14 protein-coding genes are annotated in these 18,178 nt (G+C 41.3%); 6 read left to right on the top strand and 8 right to left on the bottom strand.

Annotated elements, in window-relative coordinates:
• The 5 genes from dnaX to I6E84_RS13965 form a co-directional block, all read right to left on the bottom strand.
• Positions 1-1,392: DNA polymerase III subunit gamma/tau (gene dnaX / locus I6E84_RS13985; protein ID WP_197218619.1), on the bottom strand; the 1,392-nt coding region annotated here is incomplete at its 3' end.
• A gap of 198 nt (positions 1,393-1,590) precedes the next feature.
• On the bottom strand, positions 1,591-2,856 hold the full coding sequence (locus tag I6E84_RS13980; RefSeq protein ID WP_197218617.1) for a hypothetical protein: 1,266 nt from the start codon (positions 2,854-2,856) through the stop codon (positions 1,591-1,593).
• Between the two features lie 115 nt (positions 2,857-2,971).
• Positions 2,972-4,519, bottom strand: coding sequence for a lysine--tRNA ligase (gene lysS, locus I6E84_RS13975; protein WP_197218616.1), 1,548 nt, complete (start codon positions 4,517-4,519; stop codon positions 2,972-2,974).
• Between the two features lie 192 nt (positions 4,520-4,711).
• Entirely contained in the window at positions 4,712-5,806 is a 1,095-nt protein-coding gene (gene prfA, locus I6E84_RS13970; RefSeq protein ID WP_110923516.1) for a peptide chain release factor 1, read from the bottom strand.
• Between the two features lie 263 nt (positions 5,807-6,069).
• Positions 6,070-7,215: a beta-ketoacyl-ACP synthase III gene (locus tag I6E84_RS13965; protein WP_110923517.1), complete on the bottom strand. Its 1,146-nt coding sequence runs from the start codon at positions 7,213-7,215 to the stop codon at positions 6,070-6,072.
• Between the two features lie 279 nt (positions 7,216-7,494).
• On the opposite strand from I6E84_RS13965, the gene pnuC reads away from it, so the two are divergent.
• The 4 genes from pnuC (at position 7,495) to creD (ending at position 11,100) form a co-directional block, all read left to right on the top strand.
• Positions 7,495-8,259 carry a nicotinamide riboside transporter PnuC gene (gene pnuC / locus I6E84_RS13960; RefSeq protein WP_197218614.1) on the top strand — a complete coding sequence of 255 codons (765 nt, stop codon included), beginning with the start codon at positions 7,495-7,497 and terminating at the stop codon, positions 8,257-8,259.
• Positions 8,198-8,809, top strand: a complete 612-nt coding sequence (locus tag I6E84_RS13955; protein ID WP_197218613.1) for an AAA family ATPase — start codon at positions 8,198-8,200, stop codon at positions 8,807-8,809. The genes pnuC and I6E84_RS13955 overlap by 62 nt, the downstream gene beginning before the upstream one ends.
• A gap of 53 nt (positions 8,810-8,862) precedes the next feature.
• Positions 8,863-9,387, top strand: a complete 525-nt coding sequence (locus I6E84_RS13950) for a TIGR00645 family protein (RefSeq protein ID WP_197218612.1) — start codon at positions 8,863-8,865, stop codon at positions 9,385-9,387.
• A gap of 129 nt (positions 9,388-9,516) precedes the next feature.
• On the top strand, positions 9,517-11,100 hold the full coding sequence (gene creD / locus I6E84_RS13945) for a cell envelope integrity protein CreD (protein ID WP_197218611.1): 1,584 nt from the start codon (positions 9,517-9,519) through the stop codon (positions 11,098-11,100).
• Between the two features lie 93 nt (positions 11,101-11,193).
• Here creD and I6E84_RS13940 read toward each other — a convergent pair whose 3' ends face one another.
• Positions 11,194-11,877 carry a DUF421 domain-containing protein gene (locus I6E84_RS13940; protein ID WP_197218610.1) on the bottom strand — a complete coding sequence of 228 codons (684 nt, stop codon included), beginning with the start codon at positions 11,875-11,877 and terminating at the stop codon, positions 11,194-11,196.
• A 331-nt stretch (positions 11,878-12,208) separates the two neighbouring features.
• Between I6E84_RS13940 and I6E84_RS13935 the strand changes: the two genes are divergently transcribed.
• Positions 12,209-13,129 (top strand): DMT family transporter, encoded by a 921-nt coding sequence (locus I6E84_RS13935; protein WP_197218609.1) that lies wholly within the window; start codon positions 12,209-12,211, stop codon positions 13,127-13,129.
• A 425-nt stretch (positions 13,130-13,554) separates the two neighbouring features.
• On the opposite strand, the gene I6E84_RS13930 is transcribed toward I6E84_RS13935, so the two are convergent.
• The gene (locus I6E84_RS13930; protein WP_197218608.1) at positions 13,555-13,800 is read right to left on the bottom strand and encodes a hypothetical protein; all 246 of its coding nucleotides are present in this window, start codon (positions 13,798-13,800) and stop codon (positions 13,555-13,557) included.
• Positions 13,801-14,349: 549 nt separating this feature from the next.
• Here I6E84_RS13930 and I6E84_RS13925 point away from each other — a divergent pair.
• Positions 14,350-14,679: a hypothetical protein gene (locus I6E84_RS13925; protein ID WP_197218607.1), complete on the top strand. Its 330-nt coding sequence runs from the start codon at positions 14,350-14,352 to the stop codon at positions 14,677-14,679.
• A gap of 193 nt (positions 14,680-14,872) precedes the next feature.
• Here I6E84_RS13925 and I6E84_RS13920 read toward each other — a convergent pair.
• Positions 14,873-18,178 (bottom strand): Ig-like domain-containing protein (locus tag I6E84_RS13920; RefSeq protein ID WP_227681556.1); only part of this gene is annotated, 3,306 nt, incomplete at its 5' end.

The raw sequence follows: 18,178 nt of genomic DNA, 5'->3' as shown, positions 1-18,178 counted from the left end.
AGGCTCAACAACTGGTTCAGGCTCAACAACTGGTTCAGGCTCAACAACTGGTTCAGGCTCAACAACTGGTTCAGGCTCAACAACTGGTTCAGGCTGTGCTAGGTCTTCATCATAACTGCTGCTTTGGAGATCATCATAATCTTGTGCTTGATAATCCACATCATATGACTGTAATGGCGGTGCTGAAGCTTCATGCTTGATAGCATCTGTAGACGGTATAGAAGCAACTGTTTCTACAGCTAATATTTCTGTAGAGGATACCTCACTATCGTAAGTGTTGCTCAGTACTTCATCGACTGGCAACGGACGAAAGGCCAGTAAACGTAGAATACACATCTCAAGCGCTTGCATAGGTGTGCTAGCAAGTTTCACACCTTCACGTGCTTGTACCACGATTTCATAGTAAAGTTGCAATACATCTGGACTAATATGCCGCGCCAGTACAGTAATATTCTGTGCCTGTGCTTCATTTACATTGAGCGCGACTTCAGGTAATAACTGTGTCAATGCCAACTGGTGAAGTAGCTCAGCGAGCCCATCAAACATACTGGTGGCATCAACCATCTGTGCACGCATTTGCTCAATATGAGCAGCAACGGCAGACTTATCATGATTGTATATGTCTGTAATTAAACTGACCAAATCAGCTGCATCAATCAGACCAAGCATCGCATTAACAGTGACATCATCTAACGCCCCTTGACCAAAAGCGATCGCCTGATCTGTCAATGACAACGCATCACGTACTGAGCCTTTAGCCGCACTTGCCAATTGCCACAGTGCTGGCTGCGTATACCCAACCTGCTCTTGGGTAAGAACATTGGCCAAGTGTTCGCTCAGCAATGTCTGTGGTAGCGGACGCAGCACAAACTGTAAACAGCGTGAGATAATGGTGATTGGTAGCTTTTGTGGATCCGTCGTCGCTAGCAAAAACTTTACGTGCTCAGGTGGCTCTTCTAAAGTCTTGAGTAGCGCATTAAAACTGTGCGTAGACAGCATATGCACTTCATCAATCAGATAAACCTTATAGCGACCCTGACTTGGCGCATAGGGTACATTATCAAGCAGCTCACGCGTGTCTTCAACTTTAGTGCGAGACGCAGCATCAATTTCGATCAGATCAATAAAACGTCCTTGATCGATGGCCACGCAATTATCACACACACCGCAAGGCGTACTGGTGATACCCATGTCACAATTCAAACACTTGGACAAAATACGTGCAATCGTCGTCTTACCCACACCGCGCGTCCCAGTAAAGAGATACGCATGATGCAGGCGATTATAATCAATCGCATTAATCAGCGCTTGCGAGACATGCGTTTGCCCAATCAACTCGTGAAAGTTTTTGGGGCGATATTTTCGAGCTAAAACTTGATATTGCTGCGTCATAGTAAATGCCAGTATAGGTAATACAAGTAGTATAAATAGAGATAGCGAATTAGATTCAGACTGAGGACACGCCCTAGCGTCTGTTCACTGTAATGTGGATACCAGAAAGGCGAGTAAAGATACGACAAATCGTAACTCGTTTATCAAAGAAACAATGTCAGGCGAACCTGACACTTTCTTTGATAGAGATAAGGTTGGCTATAATTGCGCTTGAAGTTGTGCCAACCGTTCGTGTAAACGCTGAGTATTTACATCAATAAATGCGCCTGTTTGATGAAAAATATCTAAGTACACCTCAGTGTTTACGCTGTCTTCACAAGCTCTAAATTCTACGCCAATCAAAAACAGATCATCCATCACTGGCGTTTGCATCTGAGCATTGAGATCCGATAACAAATCTTGATGAGACAAACGAACCTTCTCTGTACTCAACGAGCTACTATCATCTTGCGCATAAAACACCATAAGATAATGACGTCCAAAGATATGATAAGAGTGCTCATGACGAACATAACCATTCCAGCGTGAATCTTGGTCAACCATTCTATATGCTAGTATTTTTTCTACTAGACAGGCATAGGTATACATCGACTCATCTGCCAAAATATCGACTTGCGCAGTAGGCAGTGATTGTCCCGCTTCACGATAACGCTTGAGCAAGCTATTGAATAGCTTATACCACATTCGAGTATTTCTTTGAATCTCAGCCATCAATGCATTGGCAAATTCTACCTGATTGGGTTCTACTGCTTTAAGTAAGCGTGGCTCGATTTGATCGATTAGCTCGCCATCAAGCAGCTGCTCTTGAACGCTAAGAGCCCTGTAGTGAAAATCAGGAGATTCTAAAAACAGTTTCAGGAGTGTCGATTCATTTTTGAACGATACAAAACTTGTCAATTGATCACGGTGAAAACTTAAAAACGTCGTCAGATCACTTGGTGTAGCCAATTGACTGAGTATCTTGGCAAAGTTTCGATGACTAAATATTTGCAAGACACTCTGTTCATCATCCAAGTCTAAAACACAATCTTCAGCAAAAAACTGACTGCCATATTCATAATCAATAGTATAAGAGGATAAGCCTAGTTTTTCGTCTTGATGTTCGATGGATATTGAGGTTAAGCCAACAAAATAAATGGATTTTCCATCTTTCGATATACTGCCATCAACCATCAACTTATCATTTTTCTGATAAAGCTGAGTGTGACGTTTGATTAATTTATTAACAATCTCTTTTTTCCACTCGCGAACTTTGTCACTATCGACATCTTGCTTATCCGCTTCCGTTGTCACATCATTGACAACCAAGTAGATAATGGCACTAGAAAACTCAAAAACAAAATCGTAACCCTGAAACTTTTCAGGATCAGCGTTTGCTTTATCATCAGGTAGTTCATACAATGATAAAGAAAATTGTTGAATCATCTGTCGCCATAGTGAAGGCGATGCTTGCTGAGTGTCCATAACGCTCCTATAAATGAAGTCTCATAAAAAAGCTTACACCCGTTTCATTGAAAGAAGTAAAAGCTTTTTATATTTAGTTGAATATCATTGCGGATTACTAGCAAGCAAATCCACTTTAGCCTTCGTGCTTGCGGCGCATGTGTGGGAACAAAATCACATCACGGATACTAGCAGAGTCTGTCAATAGCATGACTAAACGGTCAATACCAATACCTTCGCCTGCTGTTGGTGGCAAACCGTAAGATAATGCTTCAATGTACTCTTCATCAAAGTGCATGGCTTCATCATCGCCCGCGTCTTTTTCAGCAACCTGACCGCGGAAGCGCTCGGCTTGGTCAGCAGGGTCATTAAGCTCACTAAAGCCGTTGGCCAGTTCACGACCACCAACGAATAGCTCAAAACGATCAGTAATCTCAGGATTATCATCACTACGGCGCGCTAGTGGTGAGGTCTCAGCTGGATACTCAGTAATAAACGTTGGTTGGCGTAATTGATGTTCAGCAGTTTCTTCAAAGATAATTGTTTGCAATTTACCCACACCAAAACCGTCTTTTACTTGCTGCTTAAGTACCGTTGAGGTGTACTCTGCTAGATATTCACGATCATTGATGCGCGCCATATCGAAGTTTTCTGCATATTTTGCAATTGCATTAGACATAGACAGACGTTCAAACGGTGCTTTTAGGCTAATAGCTTCTTCTTGATAGGTGATTTCAGTGGTATCTAATATATCCAATGCCAATTCGTTAAATAAACGCTCAGTCAAATCCATCAAATCATGATAATCAGCATAAGCCTGATAAAACTCAATCATGGTAAATTCAGGATTATGACGGGTTGAGACGCCTTCATTACGGAAGCTACGGTTAATCTCAAATACTCTCTCAAAACCACCAACAACCAAACGCTTTAAGTAAAGCTCAGGCGCAATACGTAGATACAGTGGCATATCTAACGCATTATGATGAGTCTCAAATGGACGCGCAACAGCACCACCTGGAATAGGATGCATCATTGGCGTTTCAACTTCCATGAAGCGCTCATTCAACATAAACTTGCGGATACCGCTAACGACCTGACTACGGATCATGAACGTATCACGAGTCGTCTCATTGGTCATCAAATCAAGGTGGCGATTGCGATAGCGAGCTTCTACGTCAGCTAAACCATGAAACTTGTTCGGCATTGGGCGTAGTGATTTAGTGAGAAGGTTGAACTCCTCAATATGTACGTATAAATCACCTTTACCCGAGCGACCGATGTAGCCAGAGATACCAACGATATCACCCAAATCTAATGATTTGATAGAAGCAAGTGTTTCTGGATCTAACTCTTTGCGTGCAACATACAGCTGGATGCGACCCGTCATGTCTTGAATGACAATAAATGAGCCACGATTGAGCATCACACGCCCAGCAATATTCACCTGAGTCTTGTCGCCATTCGCGGCTTTTTCTTCAATCTCTTGCTTAGAGATACCATCAAAATCAGCTTGTAAGTCTTTAGCATAATCAGTGCGCTTAAACTGATTGGGATAAGGCTGTTTACCAGAAGCCGTAATATCATCTAATTTGGCCTGTAATTGAGCAATCAGCTCATTGGCTTCTTCTAGTGTTGGGGCTTGTTCTTCTTGGGCTTGATTATTCTGGTTTTGCTTTGACATAACACTCTCAAATTTTGATAAGTTAAATTGTAGATTTGGAAAATTATATGGTTAATATATACACCACAACCCTCTTGCTACACTGCTTTGAATAGTCTGATGATAACCACAAGGCTCATCGTCAGCAGCATAGGTTTCAATTAAGTTTTGTCTACTGACTTTATGGTTATTGCTTTACTTACTACTAAAGCCCTATTGATCACCGCCGCCGATACTCGCCATTAGATCTGCTTGATGCTCACGTAATAATGCATCAAGAATCTCATCCAAGTCGCCTTCCATAATAGAGTCGAGCTTGTATAAGGTAAGGTTGATACGGTGATCAGTCATGCGACCCTGTGGAAAATTATAGGTACGGATACGCTCTGAGCGATCACCACTACCGACCAGATCACGACGTATAGAGTCAGCCACATCGACCTGCGCTTGCACTTTGGCTTGTTGGATTTTTGAGACCAGCATCTTCATAGCATGCGCACGGTTTTTGTGCTGGCTACGCTCTTGCTGACACTCTACCACGGTACCCGTTGGAATGTGGGTTAAACGTACGGCTGAGTCAGTCGTGTTAACGTGCTGACCACCTGCACCACTTGAGCGGAAAGTATCCATTTTTATGTCAGCAGGATTGATATCGACGGTATCATCAATCTCAACTTCTGGCATGACCGCAACCGTACAAGCTGACGTGTGAACACGACCTTGGCTCTCGGTTTCAGGGACACGCTGTACGCGGTGAGCACCTGATTCAAACTTTAGGCGACCATATACACTATTGCCTGATACACGCGTGATGATTTCTTTATAACCACCATGCTCACCCTCGTTGGCTGATAGCACTTCCACCGTCCAACCTTGAGTTTGAGCGTACTTTTGATACATACGGAACAAATCACCAGAGAAAATCGCTGCTTCATCACCACCTGTACCAGCTCGAATCTCCAAAAATGCTGGCACTTTGTCATTAGGATCTTTTGGTAGCATCATGACATTGAGTGCTTCTTCCATCTCTACGATGGTATCACGCGCGTTATCAATCTCTTCTTGCATCATCTCTTTCATGTCGGGATCTGAAGCATCGGCCAGCATAGCTTCTGCATCGGCCTGATCCGTTTCTGCCCCTACATAGTTCTGCCATAAAGTAGTGATATCCATCAAGTCGCTGTGCTCGACAGACAATTCACGGAATTTATTATTATCGCTGATGACACTAGGGTCTGATAATAAGGCGGTGACCTCTTCATAACGGTCTACCATCTGGTCTAAACGCAGGCGTAAGGATTCTTTCATAAAAGGACTTTTAATTGGATAAGAGGAATAAGATCGTGATTATAGCAAATTTTTCACCGTAAATTAAAACCTCTGAGTAATCTTGTCGTTATTCTAAGCAATCTAGCCATTATATTGCTCAACATCCTCACTTATTCCGTAATACCATCACTTTGTTCCGTTATTCAAGTTTTGTAAGACGTATATCAAAAAATTCGGACAAAAAAATAGCCAAGATTGCTCTTAGCTATTTTTATCGTCACAACAGTTATCTAATGACAGTATTAAACCTTACGAACCAATACTGAACCAATAGAATAACCGGCACCGAATGAGCAAATAACACCCAAATCACCTGATGCTAGTTTGTCTTTGTAGCGATGGAATACAATCATTGGACTGGCTGAACTGGTATTGGCAAACTCAGCGATGACGCTCGGCACGATGGCTTTATCAGCTTCTTTACCGACGACCGTACGTAGGATTAAATCCAGCATATTAGCATTGGCTTGATGTAACCACATCATCTTCACATCACTGGCTTGTAATTCGTTTTCAGTCAAATGCTCAGTGATAACCTCTGATACTTTCGGACAGACTTCACGGAATACTTTGCGACCATTTTGAAGGAACAGCTTGTCCGTCACTGGTGCTTTGATATCTGGGTACATTTCAGTCTGTGCAGCTAAATACTCTGAGCGATCCATGAAGCCATATTCGTTTTTGATGTTGGTCGAAAACTGTGTAAATAGCTTAGAGTTTAGAATCTCATAACCTTTTGGCGTATCTAGGTCTTCAACGATAGATGCTGTTGCGACATCACCAAAGATGAAGTGGCTGTCACGGTTACGCCAGTTCAGATGCGCTGAGGTAATCTCAACGTTGACCACGGCGATACGCTTGGCCAGACCAGAAACGATAGAACCATGCGCTTGTGATAGACCAAACGTCGCTGCACTACACGCAACATTCATATCATAAGCAAAACCGCCAATCATACCAATCTCATTTTGAATCTCGATGGCGACTGCTGGGTAAGTACGCTGAAAGTTTGAGCAAGCAAGGATAATACCATCCAAGTCATTGGCTTCTAATCCAGCATCCGCCAATGCATCTCTTAATGCAGCGGCACCCATTTCTGCCATAACAGACAGCTCTTCACCCAAATTGCGATAAGCAATCACTGGCGCCATGATTTCAGGATTCAAAATACCGTCTTTTTCCATCACATAACGTGATTTGATGCCAGACACTTTTTCGATAAATGCGGCTGATGAAGGCTCGAGCGCCGTAACCGTCTCTGCAGCTATCTCATCAGCATGCTCTGTATTATAATTTTCAACATACTGGTTAAATGACTCAACTAACTCTTCGTTGCTGATGCTATAAGGTGGAATGTATAGGCCTGTGCCTGTGATACAAGTCGTCATGATAAGCTTCCTTGTCTACTACTATAGTGCTTAAAATAAGCATAAAGGTTGAAAAATAATAGCCATTTACTTTCGGTGAATGACTGTAAACTTAAAATCAGTGGCTTTATTATGCCTGAATATTATAATTTTTCTAATACTTTGTTACAAATAACCTGTTTGTTGCGAAAAACAAGCAAAGATTGCCTGAATTTTGCAGCAGCTACGCTATAATTGGCGCTATTTATTATGTTCAGACTCACCAAAAGTACATATAAACGCTAATATTTGGAAATGCTAATGGCAGAACTTCTCAACTGGTTATTTGGGCAATACGCTGACTACACCACTTTATTCATTGTTCTCGAATTGATCGCTGTCATTTTTGGCGTAGCAAGTGTCATTCTCGCCAGCAAAACCAATGTTCTAGTCTTTCCTATTGGACTGGTAAGTACTGCGATATTTGTTTATTTATTGTGGAAATGGCAGCTATTCGGCGATATGTTCATCAATGCCTATTACAGTATTATGAGCATCTATGGATGGATTAACTGGTCAAAAAATAAAGACGATAAGAAACAGCAAGAACAACTGACTCCAACCAGCCAGCAGCAAAATGTGTCGTCAAAAGACAGTGATACTCAGAGTAGCATTCAAGTTGAACGCTTGAGTACAACAGATATCCCCATATTGGTCACACTAGCCACGGCGACTGTCGCCTTTGTCGCTACTGTTTATTACTTTCGCCCAGTGATTAATAATGGCTTTAGCTTCGACGGTGCTGTCCTTGGTCTGAACTTATTTACCTGGGTAGACTATACTGACATGCTAACCACTGCGCTGTTCTTAATGGCGATGTGGCTTATGGCAAGACGTAAAATTGAACACTGGTTACTATGGATCGTCGCCGATGCTATTTCGGTACCTTTATATTTCTATAAAGGTTTTACCTTTACCGCACTACAGTATGTGGTTTTCACCTTCATCGCAATCTGGGCTTATTATGAATGGCAACGACGCTATCGCACACAACATCGCAGACAATCTCAGACAGCGTACGCCTAAATTGGTCACTAAAATTACGGTGTTAGGTGCAGAAAGTACGGGCAAAACCACCTTATGTCGTGATTTGGCAGCGCATTTTAATAGCCCTTGGGTACCAGAGTACATGCGCACGTATCTACAAGCCAAATGGGACAATGAGCAACTGACTTGTACGTGGGATGACTTACTCCCTATCGCCCAAGGTCAAATAGCGTTAGAAAATAAACTCGCCACACAAGCAGCTGAAACAGCAGAAGGTAACCATTATCTGTTTTGTGATACCAGTCTGTTTGAGTTAATGGCGTATTCCAACTGGTATTATGACGACTGCCCTGAGGCTCTGACTCAGGCCGCATTGACGCATCATTATGACTTAATCCTATTAACTGAAGTGGATATCCCGTGGGTCGCTGACGATTTACGAGATAGCCCTCATCAACGTGAAGAGATAAGCAACTATTTTGCAAGCCAGCTAACCCACCATCAAAAGCGGTTTCATCGTATCGGTGGTAATAGAGAGCAACGAGTGCAACAAGTGGCTAAACAGCTTGCTCAAATGCATCATACCTGACGTTATACATATATGAATTATAGCCTTACTTTTAGGAACCTTAAGAGATATCCATGCTAAAAAATATTGAATACTACTTAGAAAAAACCATATTTAACAGCCGCTGGATACTGGCGCCTTTTTATTTAGGATTGGTTTTAGGCATTGTTTTATTATTTATCAAATTTATCCAAAAGCTTTGGGGTATGTTTGCAGATATTCTTGTCGCCTCTGAAGCAAGTGTGATCGTAGACATACTAGTCTTGGTCGATATTTCGCTGGTTGCTAGCTTACTACTCATCATCATATTCAGTGGTTACGAAATTTTCGTTTCCAAAATCGATACCAATGATCACGATGATCGACCTAACTGGATGGGCAAGGTAGACTTCTCTGGTTTAAAGTTAAAAGTTATTGGTGCCATCGTCGCTATTTCTGCAATTGATCTTTTAAAGTCATTTATGGACATCACAAGTGACATGAGCGAAGGTGATGCGGATAAGCTCATGTGGAAGGTCATTATTCACATGACATTCGTCCTGTCAGGCTTGCTATTTGCCATTATGGATAAAGTCGTTGGCGATACCAAAAAACACTAACGATTATTTTTCCACACACTCTCCACTGTTCTTACATATTTTTTCTTCATCCCTCCTCTATCCTTTTCTTTAAACCTACTGACTGTTGTATTGGCAGTTTTGGACTAAAGATTTATATGAGGAGCTCCCATGCAAAAGACACTACTGATTAAATTATCCATCATCGCGGGGCTATGCGTTCTGTTTGCCATTGGTCTCAATATGATTGGCTCAGTCATCTATGAGAGGCAAAGTTATTCAGAGTCGGTCATCAGAGAAATCGCTCAACAGCACGTCAACCCGCAAGAAGTCATTACACCCTTTATTGCCATTCCTACCACGGTCACACCTGAATGTGAGATTAAAGGATCTGAAGCAACCAGTAACTGCGCCGCATCCTACTCAAAAATTGAAACCGTTTTTGCCAATCAAACTCAAGCAACTCAAGATCTTGAGGTAAACACGGACACCTATAAGCGCGGTGTTTATCATGCGACCAGTTATAACGGTGCGCTGAAATCTGACCAAAACTATACTTTTGATTCAACTTTAATTAGCTTAAACGAGCCTAATAATACGAATAACCAAGCATCAGATTCAGTCGATACCGCTACAAACCCATTTATCAATAAAATAAAACCTGAAAAAACCATCATTCACTGGAATAAAGCCAAATTAATTATTCCTGTATCAGACCTACGCGGTGTAGCGACACTACCTACAGTGACTATTGACAATAAATCAATACAAGCAACATATCCGCAAACACCTATGCTGAAAGAGCTGACCTATGTAGAGGTGGCCATTCCTCAAGATGTATTGAATCGTCCAGCGAAGCCTGTTGCTAGCCCGCAGGATAACGAAACATTATCCGGTACAGGCTTGACCAATCAACCATCCGATACCGAAAGTACTCAAGCGATTAGTATCATAGTAGACTTACCTTTAGCAGGTATTAGTAATTTAAATACGGTGCCTACTGGGCAGAACTTTAGCCTAACCATGCGCAGTAATTGGCATGCGCCCAACTTCATTGGCAAAGCCCTTCCAAATGCCAAAAAGTTCACCACGAAAGGGTTTGAAGCCAATTGGCAGAATCAATATTTAACCGTCACTAACAATCAATATTTATCACATTGTATCGGTAGCGCCAATAATGAATGTGCTGTTACGAGTCAAGCCAGCCTTGATACCAGCAGTCAGTCAATTTCTCGCGATGACTTGATTGCAGTAGAAGGTGGCACAATGCCTGATAGTATGCGCCTCAGCAGCTTTGGGGTTAGTTTTGCCGAACCCAATGATGTGTATTTACAAACCCAACGAACCATGAAATATGCGCTGCTATTAATCTTAGTATCGTTTGGCACTTTCTTCTTATTTGAGGTGATTAAATCGAGCCGTATTCACCCGATACAATATCTATTGGTTGGTTGTGCGCTATTCGTCTTTTATGTGTTATTGCTACCGCTGGCTGAGCAGATAGTGTTTTGGAAAGCGTATGCCATTGCGGCCAGTGCCTGTGTCGGACTCATTGGCTGGTATACTTACTACGTGTTCGGTGGCGTAAAACGAGCAGCGATATTTACCGTCACACTCGCAGGATTGTACGCATCGTTTTTTGGTATTCTCACTACAGAAGATATGAACTTATTGCTTGGTGCCGTCTTCTGCTTTGTACTGCTCGCCTGTGTGATGGTCATGACTCGTAAAATTGACTGGTATAAAGTCGCCTAAACTCACCAAAATATCTAGAAGAAATAGCACTTCAAGCTTGGGCTGTTCCTATCTGTGTACTAGGTCTCCATAAAAATACAGAGAACAGCCCAATCATCTCACAATTTCGCTCTTTAACGCTATTGCCCAGTTTCGACAGTCATCCTCACAGCGTATACACAGCTGATGAGCGTCAGAGATAGTGTCAATATAGCCACAATGCATACAAGCATAATAAACCCCTAGCTCTACTTGCTCGATTGGTTGGTACTGTTTGGGGAAAAGTGGCATGCCATAGCCTGTGTTTTCGGGTGGGTATAATAAGATACTAAAGTTGCCATCTGTTTCCAGAAGCCCTGTACGCACTTGACCCAAATGCTCAACGCCTTGTTGACGCATTTCAGCAAAAAACTCATCATGCGACATCTTGCCCTTTTTAATCTTTTCTAGTACTAACAACCCATCTTCGACAATGTATAGCGACTTACCCTCTAGTAAATCTTCGAACGGCTGAAATTTCATCATGGCCCATGTGCACAGTCGATAAAGAAAAATGACCGAGCCCATAATCAGCACTGCCTGAATAATTGGCAGGTCTTGCGTAAACATTGGATCACCTGCGATAGAGCCCAGTGATAAAATGATAGTTAACTCAAAGATTGACAACTGACGGACACCACGCTTGCCCGTAAAGCGTAAAAATAAAATAATGAGCACAAACATGACGGTGACACGTACTAATATTTCAAGTGCAAATGCCCACGTTGTGTCATAAATAAAAATACCTGCCCAATCCATGTTATCGTTTCCTGCGTATCTTTTTTATTTGATTGATTGACTAGTTGATTGAAACTATTGAAAGGTTGCCGATAGTAATTTTGACCACTTATTTCACTCATAAGCCTTATCATCAATGCAACTATCGTTATTCTAATTTAAAAGAGACTTTTTGTCGCAAGTACGACAAAATATCGTTCCTTGTGAGATAGCTATCAACTGGATTTTTAGAGTGCCAGCCCTCATTTCCGATAAACGATGATTAGCTGTTATAAAAATATATCTAAAAAATTAACGTTAAAATCATCTGCTCGCCTATTTCAAAATCAACTTATTCATAGTAGGAATTACCTTGAAAGCTACGCTCTATACTGTTATCGCATTGATCGCATTTGCCGCCAACTCTCTTTTTGGAAGAATGGCGCTAGCAGCAGGCTATATAGATGCCTGGAGCTTTACGATCATTCGCTTGGTGAGTGCGGCTGTTTGTTTAGCTATCATCATGACGGTCTATACCTATCGATTACGACGTCAAGCGCTCAATCTAGGTAGCACCTCTTATGAGGCTATTTTGAATGATAAAGGCAGTTGGCTTAGTAGTGCAAGCTTGGTGATTTATGCACTTTGCTTTTCGATTGCCTATGTAGAACTAGACACGGGTACTGGCGCATTGATTTTGTTTTCAGCAGTTCAGCTCACGATGATTGGCTGGGGCATCTATAAAAAAGAACAATTAAGCGTATTGCAGTGGATCGCCTTTATCGTTGCAGTCGTCGGATTTATTTATTTAATGCTACCGTCAGCAGCAGTGCCTTCGTTACTAGCAGCGACGCTCATGGCAATCAGTGGTGTGGCTTGGGGTATATATAGTATACGTGGCAAATCATGTGTGTCACCGCTACGCGCCACCGGCTTTAACTTTATCCGGAGCCTTGTTGCTGTTCCTATCCTGTTATTAATCGGCATGGTGTATCTCGATAATATCGGCTTGGAAAACATCGATTTAGGTAATATCACTATCAAAGGAATACTGTTGGCATGTGCATCAGGGGCGATCGCATCGGGTATGGGCTATAGCATTTGGTATATGGCAATGCCGCTGTTAAAAAACACCCAAGCAGCAGTGGTACAGCTTTGCGTACCTGTGCTTGCAGCCATACTAGGCGTGGTGTTTTTATCTGAGCAATTGACCATGCAGTTCGTCGTGGCAAGCGCTGTGATATTGGGTGCGGTGTTGGTATTTATTTTGAATAAGAAAGCAGTAAAAGTTTAAAAACACTAGGGTCTGCTAGTCATATCTAGTCACACCATTTAAAGATATTCTAGAAAACTATCCCTTTTGTTGTAAGAAAAAACCGAAAGACCCTAACATTATAAAAAAAGCAGCGACTTGCATAGTGGCCAACTGTCTATCAGTCATCCCAAGCCATATCATCAATGAGCATATTTATACATCGAACGGTATTAAAATGGCTAAATATCGTCAGAAATTTTGCCTATATGTTAATACTAACGACAATTGTTTCCATGCTTATCTACAATTTTTCTCATTTTAAATCTTCCAATCTAACTGATTATACGCCGTAGCTAACGCGATCGTACATTTGGAATCCCTCAGTATAAAAACACAGCATTTGTATATAAATATCATGCAATAGCTGTGCATAGATAACGGCTTCACTCTGCCACCTGAATCTTTCATTCTGGATATTGCTGCTGCTCAGGCATCCAGTCGATATCGTAATCCATACTGATAGCGCGAAAATCACTCTCAACATTACCGCCATATCTTATTGCTATTAAATCTCCTTTTAACAGCTCTTGATAACCCACATTAAGATCGTCTAAGGTGCCGCGTAAATTCGGCAGCACGCGCTGGCCCCAAACAATATCAGGCTGACGATTGATGGGTCTACTACGATAATCGCTAGGTAAGTCCCCCATAAATAGCTCTAATGCTTGTTCAGCCGCCTCTAGCATATGAGCAAAGGCTCACGCATCTCTTTAAAGTAGGCAGGTGAACTATAGCGCTCTAACAAATAAATCTCTTGCGGTCGTATTATGTATTTATCCATAGGACAGTTGGCATTCCTTTATAGTCACTCCACTATAAAAATATTACTGCGTTAACCTTGCTTGAAGTATTTAATATACATCTACACTCGGTTGCCTTGTACTACCTTTAAATTGAATCGACTATATCTCTATTTTATACCATCACTTTTTGGGTTGTAACGCCCCCATATTTGGTATTTAACTCGACAATCAAAAGCTCCTGATTTTCATATACAAGCTAACAATAGTCAAGTTTAATATAAAGTGTGACTCAGTCTTATTAGAGTTATATAAGCATTGTTATTTTTGCAAAGATAATTAAAAGAACAGCTAACTTGTATATTCAACTTATAACATATATAGTATATTCATTATTATAGAATTATTATAATAACTTTCTCTACATGCCATTATCAAAATACTTTGGGAGAAACTAACATGATTCGTTTAAGCTATACTCTCAAATGCTGGATGCTGGGTATCACCTATTTTTCAGTATTTTACTTCATAGTTGTCATGAGCGACCCTAGCTTTGCTAAGTATCTTTATGCATTAGCACTAAGCACTTTACTCTTCCCTATTGCCAAACGTGCAGTCGATGTGATGGTAGAGTTTTTTGCACCAGATACTGAATTATTCAACGGATTATTACCATCTATCTTGATTAATGTCGTCATCTGGGTATTTACTCCAGTTATTGTCGCGCTAACCGTAGTTGCCTATGCATTTTATAGCATGGGTGTGATGACAGAAAATATCAGTCATTAATTGTTAGAATTATAAGTCTAAAGCATAAGCGAAAAAATACCTTGAACTCAACACTACTATCAATCTTTGACAAAAGATTGAAGTACTAAATATTTACCTTAATTAGACTATATTCTGTCTTCAGTTGGTTTTTTACGGACAATAAAAAGCGCCCCTAATTTAGGAGCGCTTTTTTACTGTCTATTCAATTATATTAAATAATATTGTCATCTATAGCTGTTTGGATATATAACTTCGCCGTACTACCACTGTCTTGATACAGATCGTAACCCGCTTGATCAGAAGTGCCAGACTTAGTCATACCTGATATATTGACGGTATCAACACTATCACCCTTAATGAACAGCTGATTATTAGTATCGGTCATACTAATAACATCACTCAACCCTAAGCTGAGTGTTTGGGCGCTATCATTCGTCATATTGATATTTTCAATATTGGTAACGTTACTTAAATCGATACTAGAAACAAGACTCGTGTCGCTAATCACTAAAGCATCATTGTCTTGACTACCATCTGAGTTTTCGCCACCATCCATTGAAATATCGTTTCTATCAAATATTAAAATATCGCTACCATCACCACCTAATAGAGTATCTGCACCGCTCAGACCGACTAAAGTATCATCTCCTGCGCCGCCACTCAGCGTTTCGGCCTGGTTAGTACCTACTAAGTAGTCATTATCAGCAGTAGCACGTGACGGAATACTATTTATTGTGTCTGGACTTTGCGGTGTTGCGTACTCATTATAATTTAAGGTAACTGTCGAACTGGCTGTATCACCATCAGAGTCTTGATACTCGAATGAGAACACATCTGCATCATCTAAGCCAGCTGTCACAATATCAGCAATGTTGTCTACTGTATTAAATTTATAACTACCGTCAGCATAGCCAATAAACAGTCCATAATCCGTTTGGAACTCATAGTTGGTGGTATCACCGTCTGTGTCAACAGTGGTTATCGATCCATCACTGTCAGTTGTAGAAACACCTGACCAAACGATAGCGTTAGCGGTAGAAGTAAGATAATCAACAGCATCACCACCAACAGCCACTTTTCCTTCAATAACGACATTGTTATCTAATACAGGTAATAAGTTCAGCGGAGTCAGTTTACCTATAAGATCATAGGTATTCTCTTGACCTTCTAAACTGTTTACCACAAAAGTATTTTCGTCATCTAGAGCTAGGTTGTAATCATCTAAAGCGAAGTCGGTATCAACGATGTTATCACCATCGCTGTCATATTTATCAATAATACCGTCTCCGTCGGTATCTTCAGCACGTCTGCCATTCGTACTAAAAATAACGTAGTCGAGATCGCCATTAGCATCTAGAACACCGTCGTTGATATTATCACCATCAAAATCAATACCATCTGAAGTCAGATCTTTATCAGCATCAATGTAAGCAAAATTACTGTTACCAATAACGGTGTACCTATAGCCTGAGTCCAAATTAGAGACGAATTGTGCATCTCCTTCATCGCCAAAAATACCATTACCGTTCAAGTCATAGAAGTTTCCTACATTTTGAACACCATTGTTTGTAAACGTATTAATTGACTCACCAACAACCGCATATGTTGACTGATCTATTAGTCCGTCACCGTTATCATCAATACCATTGTTATTTTGATATGCCTTCAAAAACTCTTTGTTTTTGTCAGAATCAATAGTAGAAAGGGGGTCTTGATTAACCAAAGTTAAGTCAAGTTGGTACTGTTGGCCAGCAATATCTATAATTTGAGTCGCATTTGGTATGACAATAAAGTCACTCTGGACATAGTCATCATCATAAACTGCAGAATCTAAGCCATATGTAGCAGCCGTTGCAGCATTAGATGTTTCATTATGCTGCATATCGTACTCAACAGCGACGGACTCAGAGTTACCATTTACATCAACGTTAAAATTAAGATCTAACTCGGTCTCCAATAACGTACCACCATCTCCAAAGACACCAAAGTTAATATGGGAGAAATCACCTAAGTCAATATTGCTCTCAAACTCAATCTCCTGACCATTACCTTGATAATCAGTATTTTCGTAAGTGGTATATCCTGCAGGGGATGTTGTTGTATCAGCTGGTCTACCCCAATAAATAGCTTCGTCGAGCGTATCTATGTAAAGGTTGCCGTCTGCCGCTTGGTATGTGGCATCTTGCTCTGCAGTTAATACACCAACCGTGCCACCATAGTCACGCAGTGGAATCGTATCGCCGCTACTTCCAGCTGCAGTATTAAGACTACCAGCAACTAAATACGCAGGATCATCAACTGTGACAGCACGTGTCGGACTGGTAAACAACGAATTAGTAAAGCCTGTTTGTAGATCAGTAATAGTGACGGTTTCTTGTTGAACATCAATATTCCAAACTACTGGCTGAGGTGCAGGAGAGTCATCTTCGATGATAGCTAACAGCTCATCAGACTTGGCTAATGTATCTGTGGCAGTCGCATTTTCAAATACTTCAATACCAAAATCAACTGACAAAATTCCTTCGATATCGTCACCTTGAGTATGATCTACAGGCGCACCCAACGTGACATTATATCCAAATTGATAACCATCAGTAATTGCTTCTTTACTACCGTTTAAACCTATGGTTAGTACATTCTGAGTTTGAGTCGTGCCAGTGCTATCCGTATACGTATATTCACCAACAATGTCACCTGTACTCGAATCGATCCTGAATATAACGGGATTGCCCTGGCTGGTCAAACCGTTATCAATCGCTGGTAATACAAATTTCACAACGGCAGCCGAAAGGTCTGTGTCTGTATCAGTTACTCGAATCCAGTTACCATCTGTATCAGTTACTGAATCAGTGGTATCAAGCGTTGAGTCTGGATTACTATCTGGATTTCCTCCGACCAACCCTTCTTCAGAAACACGACCTGGTGGCTCAACTTCAATTGTAGTTAACTGGTCATAGTCAATGGTAACAGTTGCTTCGTTAGACAATAGACCAGTTGTATCTTCAACCGTGTAACTGATTGGCGTTGGGTTATCGATAAAGCCTGCTTCTGGGGTAAAGGTTATGTCACCTGTTGCAGCATCAACGCTCCATGTACCTTCGCCTGCCACAATAACAGATTTGCCGTCAGCTGCAATGGTGCTGCCTGCTGGAGACTGAGTGATTATGACAGTCGTTGGGTCAATGTCATTCTGTGCATCAGTATCGTTACCCACCACAGCAACAGTAATAGCATCGCCAAGCACTTGGTCTAACTTTTCATCATCAACTGCCACTGGTACAGTTTGTGGATAGTCGATGGTAATAGTTGCTGGGTCAGCCTGTAGTCCTGTTGTGTCAGAGACAACATACTCAACTGGTGTTGGATCACCTGTGAAGCCCGCTTCTGGCGTGAAAGTAACCTCACCTGTATTCGGATCAACGACCCATTCGCCTTCACCAGTCACGGTTAATGTGGTGACTTCTGAACCATCAGCTGGATCAAGCAATTTAACGGTCGTTGGGTCTATGTCATTTTC

The organism is Psychrobacter sp. SCQQ22 (assembly GCF_015864605.1).
Lineage (GTDB): Bacteria > Pseudomonadota > Gammaproteobacteria > Pseudomonadales > Moraxellaceae > Psychrobacter > Psychrobacter fozii.
This window is presented reverse-complemented; position numbering and strand designations above follow the sequence as displayed.